This is a genomic window from Candidatus Neomarinimicrobiota bacterium (assembly GCA_018651745.1).
Classification (GTDB): Bacteria; Fidelibacterota; Marinisomatia; order Marinisomatales; family TCS55; genus JAAZYX01.
Genome location: JABIDL010000026.1, coordinates 87924 through 95242 on the forward strand (window position 1 = coordinate 87924; position 7319 = coordinate 95242).

The window sequence follows — 7319 nt, forward strand, 5'->3', positions numbered from 1 at the left end:
GTATAGGATTATTTGATAATTCCGATTTTAATGATTTTTTCCTCGGATTGGCTTCCCTTGCTCGCCGTCACCCTCGCAAAATACACTCCGGCTTCCTGATTGGAAACATCCCAGCTGTATTCGTTTGGTAATCCTTCCTGTACATAATCGAAATCCACTTTTTTGACAAAATATCCGCCAAGATCGTAAATGTTAATTTCAACTGCATTTGCCGATTCCACCTGGACGCGGATGGTTGCCGTATTTCCCTCCACTGGATTTGGGTAAACATACGTTTTAGATTTGTCTATCAGCACCGATTCATCAGGAGTTGTGACCGGAACCGAGCTAACTAAAGTTCGTGAATTCCCAAAATCGTGATGCGTGGACGTCCATTCATTCCCGTAATTCTCGGAAACAGCATCGAAAATCCAAATGGCGGATTCGGTAACAATTGCATTTTGTCCGCCATATTCACCCAAGCAAATGAGGCTTCCGTAATCAGTCAGTCTATACTCCAAATTTCCTTTCCAATTGTAAATCAGAATTTCGCCTAATGCGTTTTGAAGAACAATTTCAGGATGATCATCTCCGAATAAATCTTTTACGAGAGGTGTTTGAGCTTCGATGGAATCAATTTGAACAGGAAAGCCAGCTATTGAGACCATTCCATCGCTTTGAGTATTTACAAAAAAATAAAAAACATCTGAATAAAAGTAAAAATGCGATCCAGAGAGGAAACCAAGTGTGTCCACAGTAAGAACATCCGCGTTTCCATCTAGATCAATATCTACTAGTGACAGATTTATGCCGTTCAATGTATAGGTCAATTCAGTGGATTCGGTATTAAATGCTAATGTTTTAAAAGTGTCAGCTTTTGTACTCTCCGTAAAACGGATTGAATACCAATTCGGATTATCAACGAACAACACCTCATCATCCGAAAATGACGTATCAGATAAAAAATCAAATGTTGAATCGGAAGCATTCCACGAAAATAATGAAATCACCGTAGAATTATTTCTGAGTTCATTAATAACCACATCATCCGAACCGGTGGAATTGGTATCCACCGAAAAATCATACACGATTCCGGTTGGGTGGTAAAAAGTAGAACGATTGGTTAAGCTTCCGACCCAAATGCTATCCGTACCGCCGACCAGTTCCATAGCACCGTCGCCGTCAAAATCGTGTATCAATCCGATATGAAGTGACGTATCTGGATAACCGGACGCCAAAAGAGCATTTGACACGGTAAATGTCATGGTATCTCCGGGCGCACTGATATCGCCAATCCTGATATACGAAGAGGAACCAGTATTTGACCTTGAATCGGGAAATGTCAAAGGGCCCAATTCCGGGGACATTCCCTCGTAATTGGGATTTGCGCGTTCATATTCAAGATTTCCCTTATACCACATATCGCCAAAATATCCGGCGCTCGGATCGGTAAAGAGAAATATGGACGGATATCCAATATCCTGCGCACCGTCCGCTTCTTCCAGATCTACGCCAAAAAGAGTTCTGTCTGCGTTAATGGTATAATCGGATAATCCGTTTTGAAGGACCGTTTCATCAATATGCCAAATCAAAAGCCCGGAACCGGGCAAGCCAATATCATAATCCGGAATTGAAACAATAACCCCATTGGAATCTGTTGTCGCGCCAATAGAATCAGCCACCAATTGAACATAGGCAGGATATGAATCATTTTCGAGAAATTCTGCATATCTAACAGAGTCAATACTCACGAAATCTCGAAACCAGTTGGTTCTGTTTTCAATGAGAAAATATTCGGTTGGATTGATGTTAATTTTTACGACATTGTTTTCTGCTCGAGAAGGAAGTGAAACGCTTTCTCCCGGAATAACTGTCACCGGTTCTTCCCATTCTAAAAAATACCTTGTCCATGCATTCGGTGGTGCAGGAATTATACCCCGCCCATTATTAGAACCTTGATCCATAAGTCCAAAAATGCCAATGCCACTCACACCATTTTTCGTATCCCACAGTGGAGGAAGTCCTGTAGCAAATCCGATCATCAGAGCAAATGTACCCGTTAATCCATATTGGTATTCACATGGATTCGAAGAACCATAAAACATGGATTCTGCAATGTCATAATGCAGATGATTTTGTGTTTCAGGTAAAATAATGCCATGCCATATGGTATGCTCATTGATATTGATATTGTGCCCGATATAAGAAGCAATCATATCGTTATCAACATACGTTGAAGGAATATCTTCTGGAGTGGGATCTAAAAAAGGAAGAGAAAAATCCTGACCGATTCCAGCATGGAATACAACGATCAAATCAAAAGCAGAAAAGTTAATAGAATCAATTTCATAGGCCTTTTGTACGGCATCATTAAACAAATACGTAATGCGTTCTTCTTGAATGTCGTCACGACCGTAAGGATTGTAATAATCCATTGTGTTTCCTACTTCGTACGAACCGATTATAGAGGAAGGGAAAACAGCTGATGAATCTAAATCTATTCCAAAAGAACCGTAGGAAACATTAGAAAAATAGGAATCTACAGCTGTCAATTGTGACCAAAAATAATCTTTATCATGTGGTGGCGGATCAATTGGATAATCGTCACACTTCGCATATTCAGAGACAGAAAGAAAGCTTCCGTCTCCTGTGGTCGAGGACTTGTTATCATTTTGAAATGAAACTCTAATCGCGCAAATTTTCAAATCACCTTTTGAAGCACCTAAAGGGAAAGGTAAAGAAAAATTCATGCAGACTAATAGTAGTCCGCGAAATACTTGGCTCATCTAGATCGTCCCGGAAATTCGAAACGATTAAAAAAGCATATTCAGAGAAAACCGCATCGTATTCGTCAGAGGATGACCCGGTTCACCTGAAGTATATCCAAAATCAAAACCGTATCCCCCAAAACGCAGTCCAACACCAAATGTCGGATTATCGATTTTACCGGTTTTGTCGTAATAATATCCAGCTCGTAACGCAAAATATGTGGAATACCAATATTCAACTCCAACGTTATGGACTAGTTTATCTAATTCATTAGAAATAGTTCTGTCGTCTCCCGATCCAACTTCTTTTTGACCCCATTCGTTGTAAATCCCCCAATCGGCATCACCATATTTTGCACCGGATTCAGTCGAATTAATCATTTCATCTTTATCAGGAATTCCATTGCCATCATCTAAGCTTTCATCCCAAGAATACCCTCCGATTTTTCTATCAGGTTCTTCCCCGGAAATTGCTCGGTCCATGTCGCCACCAAGCAACCAATCATCCACCCAAGAGGTAAACAGCGCAAGATAAATCGGATCGGTATGGGCAATTTCAATTTTCCCATCTGAACTGTAATCGCCTGAGAGACTTACGTGCCCATCTTCATCAAAACCGCCAATCGCACCGTCACCGTTCCAATCCATGTCAGGATAAGAGGCAACAAGCATTTTATCGACATCATACACAATATTAAGGTTATTATGTTGGGATTGGATTAATGCATAGTTAAAGCCAATTGTCAAATTAGTTGGTTGAGGATCAGCTTGATCTGGATCGATAAATGATATTTTCGGACCGATATTTGACAAGTTTAACCCGATGTCTAATCTTGGCGTCAAAAATTCCTTTTTCATATATCCAATATCAAAGCCAAAATCCATCGAAGTCCCTTTCCCTTTTTCACTTCCGGTGCCCATTTCAACAAGATGTTGATAAGATACTTTTGCATTGAGTCCTAGTGAAGAAGTTCTAGATAAAAGTGCACTATACGACACAGCTCCCGCGACCATATATGATGTAAATTTTCCCTGATACTGTGCATATTCATCCATTCGAATCTGTTCTCCAAGACTCAAGTAGATAATGTGCCCACCAAGTGTCCCCAAATTGGGAAAAGATTTTCGATAAGCAAGAAATTCATAATATAAATCATCAGCAAGATTTCGAAGCCAATTTACATGCATGAGCGCAAGTTCAGATCCTTCTAAAAATGCTAAACCTGCAGGGTTCCAATAGCTTGCATATGCATCATTCGCCACAGCAACCTGCGCCTCTCCCATTCCACCTGCGCGGGCTCCTGGAGAAATAAGTAGAAAGATGGCTCCAGCTTCACTTGCGAATAAAGTTGAGCTGGAAAACATAATGAACGCAAAACAGATATGTGCCAAACGGCTTTTCATAGTATTTTCCTATGTTTAAGAGGGTTTCCCCTCAGGTTTATTATTTATGACTTAATCTGTTAGCGTTATTGAATAGAAAGTCCTTTAAAGACGGGCGAATCTATTGCCCTGTTTATTGTCAATCAAGTAATGAATATATTAGCAATTGGTTCCCAATTTTCCTGTGAAGTACATCACTTTAGTAAACCAAGAGTCAAAAACGGAATATATGTGATTGCAAGTACTGCCAGTAAACGTATCAGGAAAAAAGGCAATGTCGCCTTGTAAACGGTTGGCATATCCTCTCCAAATCTATACGCCGATAAAAAGAGATTCATTCCGACGGGAGGCGTCAAAAACCCTAATTCCATATTAGCTATAAAAATAATTGCTAAATGAACAGGATGAATGCCAAAATGAGCGCCGATTTGTGAAATAAGTGGAACGATAACTATGATGGCTGAAAAAATATCCATCATGCAACCCACACCGAGAAGCACAATATTCAACATAAGCAAAAACACATACTTAGATTGAATGCTCGCTTCAACCCAGTGAAGCAGTTGTGTTGGAATCTCTGCATCTACAAAATAACTGGTTAGGCCCATCGCAACACCAAGAATAATAAGAACGCCACCAATTAATATAGCGCAATCAATGACGATTTTTGGAAGATCATTGATTTTCAGATCTTTATAAACAAACACCTCAATAAAAAATATATAAACAACCGTTAGAGAGGCCGTTTCTACCAATGTTGTAAAACCACCGAACACTCCAGCCAAAATAATAACAGGAATAATAATTTCCCATTTGGTCTCCCATAAAACTTTCAGAATTTCTAAAATGTTCAGTTTGTCATATTCTTTTTTCTTTCGCCTCCCCTGCCAAACAGCAAAACCGGCAACCATCAAAACCAAAACCGTTCCCGGTACCAATCCACCAATGAAAATATCTTTTACAGATACGTTGGCTGTTACTCCGTAAATAATAGCCGGCAAACTAGGAGGAAACAAAAGACCGAGTGAACCGGCAACGGTAATTAGTCCAAGAGAAAATGACCTAGAATATCCTTCTCCCAACATTAACGGGTACAAAATGCCTCCCAATGCTAAAATGGTAACACCGGAACCACCAGTTAATGCAGTAAAAAATCCGCATAAAATAACAATTACAACGGGAGTTCCCCCCGGAATCCATCCGAACAAAACACGAAACAATTTGACCATTCGTTTTGATGCTCCGCTCTCTGCTAAAATATATCCGGCAAGCGTGAATAATGGAATGGTTGCAAGTGTTGGAGATACTACAATTCTATAAGCCTCTGTTGGGATTGCGGAGGCCGGAATATATTCCTTCCAGAAAAATAAAATGGCAATACCGCCCAATCCCACAAATATCGGAGCGCCGTAAATGAGAGAAATCAGTAAAATTGCAGAACCTAACCAAGCAATCCATGACACATCTTGAAACGTGTCGGTTAAAGCAATCATAGAAAAGATAACCATAACCAATGCCATTGAAGCTCGAAGTAAACGATCATTCGAACTACTGAAATAAATTTGAAGCGCAATTAAACTAAATCCGATTGGCATAACTAATTGTGCAACCCATCGGGATATATTGGGAGCAATATCCATTGGATATTGATATTCAATGCGTAATAATTGCCAACTCCCCCACGCGAGAGTTACCACCACAAGTAAAGAAATATTTTTTGCTACCCACCTTCCAAAATGGAATGCCTCGTCTGGGACAAATAGCGGATGCGTTGTTAATGCGAGAAGTTTATTCTGCCTCGCTGCTAGTACAGCTCCGATAAATCCTATCCAAAGTGTAAGATGTTGAACGATTACAGCAGATGCGGGAACGCCCGGTCGGCCGAATAATCGAGTGATTGTTTCAAATGCAGGAAGAAAGACCATTACAGTAAATACTACCAAAGCAAGAGTGTCTTCACCCCATTTGAGCCTATCTACGAATCTATCTTTTTCTTTAATCTCAGCCATCATTATATTTTACATTGTGATACAATTACAGAATGCGTCAAGGATTCGATTCTAATTCGTCTTTAAATTCCATTACTCTATCGAATATATTTTCTTCTACAACCTGACCGCGAATCAAAGGGTACATAGACTCTACCAATGTTTTCCACTCTTCATATTCATTTTTTGTTGGCGTGGTAACTGTTAACCCATATTCCTTCATAACATTAATCGCGCTATCTGATTCTAATCGGTTTTTTTTCTGAAATTCAGTGGAAATCTTGTTTGAAATTTCCTGCATTTTAATCTGATGTTCAGGATCAATTTTATTCCATGTTCTAATATCCAGTACTACTGCCGCGGAAAGCGTACCCCATTTCATATCAAGCATATACTTTGTGATACCAAAACTTTGTTGTGATAAAACATACATCGGGTTAAAGGCCATTGCATCGATCATACCAGTCTGAAGACCAGAAAGCATGTCTGTCATAGCCAGCGGTACAACTTTAAATCCAGATTTTTCCCACAATGCCGCAGTACGGTAATCTCCCGCCCAACTAAAAATAGTTTGTTTGCGGAGGTCATCCGGTGTGTGAATTGAATCAGAGGAAAACCAATACACCCAACCCACATCAACCATCATGAGAACTTTAAAACCATTTTTCTCTGAATCTTTGATCAAGTCGCTTCCAAGTTTTTCATACAGCAAATCCAAATCCGAAAAATTTTGATATAGCATGGGAACAAAAAAGACAGAATATTGAGGATTTATTTCTGTTAATCCTTCTGAGGTGATTGCTGCACCTTGAATTTGACCGATCCGCATTTTCCGTATCATATCTCTTTCGTCCCCAACAACACCACCGGGATAAACTCTGAGATTTACTTGCCCAAGTGTTGCCTCTTTCCATTCTTGACCCATTTTCATCAACAAGCCATGCCATTCGGTGCCCTCCGGCGCAAGGGTTGCCATTTTGATTTTTGTTTTTTTTGCCGGCGATATGGAAATTGAAATCGCTAATGCAATTATGAAACATAAAAGTCTCTTCATATTAATAAGGGTCATGACTAGTTTAGCGGGTTATTTCGAAAGTTTTCGAGTAATATTTGGTAGATATTTTCATGCCTAAAATTGAACCTAAACTCACTTTCTTTCAAATGGAAATAGAACGAAATTTTATGAATACCGCGATGCTTA

General features: G+C 39.7%; 4 protein-coding genes. All 4 read right to left on the reverse strand.

What is annotated here, in order from left to right:
* Nucleotides 1-8: 8 nt before the first annotated feature.
* Nucleotides 9-2765, reverse strand: a complete 2757-nt coding sequence (locus tag HOD97_04795) for a T9SS type A sorting domain-containing protein (protein ID MBT4280916.1) — start codon at nucleotides 2763-2765, stop codon at nucleotides 9-11.
* Between the two features lie 27 nt (nucleotides 2766-2792).
* Complete coding sequence (locus HOD97_04800) at nucleotides 2793-4112, reverse strand: PorV/PorQ family protein (protein ID MBT4280917.1); 1320 nt, start codon at nucleotides 4110-4112, stop codon at nucleotides 2793-2795.
* Between the two features lie 212 nt (nucleotides 4113-4324).
* Nucleotides 4325-6142 (reverse strand): TRAP transporter large permease subunit, encoded by a 1818-nt coding sequence (locus HOD97_04805; protein MBT4280918.1) that lies wholly within the window; start codon nucleotides 6140-6142, stop codon nucleotides 4325-4327.
* A 34-nt stretch (nucleotides 6143-6176) separates the two neighbouring features.
* The gene (gene dctP, locus HOD97_04810) at nucleotides 6177-7172 is read right to left on the reverse strand and encodes a TRAP transporter substrate-binding protein DctP (GenBank protein MBT4280919.1); all 996 of its coding nucleotides are present in this window, start codon (nucleotides 7170-7172) and stop codon (nucleotides 6177-6179) included.
* Nucleotides 7173-7319 lie beyond the last annotated feature (147 nt).